The sequence below is a fragment of the Neobacillus niacini genome (assembly GCF_031456445.1).
GTDB classification, from domain to species: Bacteria; Bacillota; Bacilli; order Bacillales; family Cytobacillaceae; genus Neobacillus; species Neobacillus niacini_I.
Genome location: NZ_JAVDUQ010000087.1, coordinates 1 through 1636, shown reverse-complemented (window position 1 = coordinate 1636; position 1636 = coordinate 1). Strand labels below are relative to the sequence as shown.

The 1636-nt window shown below is 34.5% G+C and carries 2 protein-coding genes; one reads left to right on the top strand and one right to left on the bottom strand.

The genetic code is table 11. The features are described 5' to 3' along the window. Positions 1–140 precede the first annotated feature (140 nt). Complete coding sequence (locus tag J2Y67_RS27765; protein WP_310179407.1) at positions 141–845, bottom strand: SAM-dependent methyltransferase; 705 nt, start codon at positions 843–845, stop codon at positions 141–143. 276 nt (positions 846–1121) lie between these two features. On the opposite strand from J2Y67_RS27765, the gene J2Y67_RS27760 reads away from it, so the two are divergent. Further along, positions 1122–1636, top strand: a 515-nt coding sequence (locus J2Y67_RS27760; RefSeq protein WP_310179406.1) for a DUF3231 family protein, incomplete at its 3' end; no start/stop codon positions are given.

Here is a 1636-nt window from a genome sequence, read left to right as displayed (position 1 = left end):
ATTGTAAAGTTGAAGTTAATTTAATAAACTTCCTGCATTTCGCGCGGTAGCACTTATAACAGAACTTGTCGCGCGCACCCGTTAGTTCAACAAGATGGGTAGTAAAAAAGGACCAACGCATCTACGTTGATCCCTTTTTACTAACTTTTTTTTATTTTTAACAACGAATTAGCATTTGTTTGAAATTCATATGGTACTTTCACTTCTTCAACTGTACAGCAATTGTCAGCCAGATAACTTATTAATTTATCTAAATGCTCATATCTTTTTCCCTCTAAATCAACTAAAGGGAAAATACGAACTTCCTCTTTCGTAACCCTCAATAATTCATTTAGCGTTTCGAGGTGAAATTGATAATCTAATCTATCCGCATACATAAATAGAAAATGTGCAGAGAGAAGAATATCAAATTCTAAATTCTTAAACGGCAAAGAAGGTAAAGTGGCAGGGATGTATTTTTGATTGGATTCCCTCATATCGTTAGCACAATCTTGTAAGGCACTTAAACGATGTTTTCTAAGACCTTCAATATCATTGAAATAATCCCATTTATAATTGTTTTGGGCTTTCTGCATATGCTCCATCGCGTGATCAATATCCTGGAGACCTTTATTTTTTAGGTCTTCACCCGAATGGTAATACGCAATATCGCAAGCTGTTACATCTAAACCTAATTTGTTACCAACAGCAGTAAAAGAACAAGCTCCTGCTGGACAATCGAGTATTTTCTTTCCTTGCAATTCTTCCTCTGAAAGCGAGAACATATCCAAATACTCTTCAAAGGTCCTCCCAATAAAAACAATTCGTTCTAAATCTAACTTTGTACTCTGCTCAACTCTGCTCAACTCTACTCTACTCAACTAAACTCACCTCTTTTTAAAAGATTACATTCATATTATCATAATGAATTGGTAATGTTAACCTTTTTTGTTTTTCTTATTACACTAAACTGCCCATTTATTTCAATAAAAAAAGCTGCCATTTCAACAGCTTGATCTGCAACTCTTGCATCCGTTAGTTCAACAAGAAACTGCTCAACTATTATCAACTAAAAGGTTTAAGTCCAAGGAAACGCATAACTATTTCTGAGTCAGTAAAAAATACGGAAGAGGTGAGAACAAATGGAAAATGATAATTTAAAACTTACGTCTTCCGAAATTGGAACACTATGGGGGGAGTATATGAACGGAACGATGACCGAGATAGTAAATAAATATATGATTTCTATTTTGGAAGACGAAGAGGTGAAAAATGTTTTTGAAATTGCCATTGAGACATGGGAAAAGCAAAAGAAGCAGCTTGTTTCCTTCATGGAGAAAGATGGTTTTCCAGTTCCGAATGGATTTACTGAGTCCGATCTTAATAAGGGTGCAAAGAGATTGTTTTCTGACACATTCTGCTTAAATTATTTACATATAATGACGTTACATGGTTTGTTGGGTCATACCACTGCTTTAAGTGTTTCTGTCAGAAAGGACCTACGGGAATTTTACAATTCATGTGATAATGATGCAAAAAGGATGTACGATTTAACCATTGATTTATTGCTTAAAAAAGGAAAATTCCAACGAGATCCCTATTTCTATCCTAAAGAGAACCCTGAATATATTTCCACCAAAGATTTTACTGATGGATT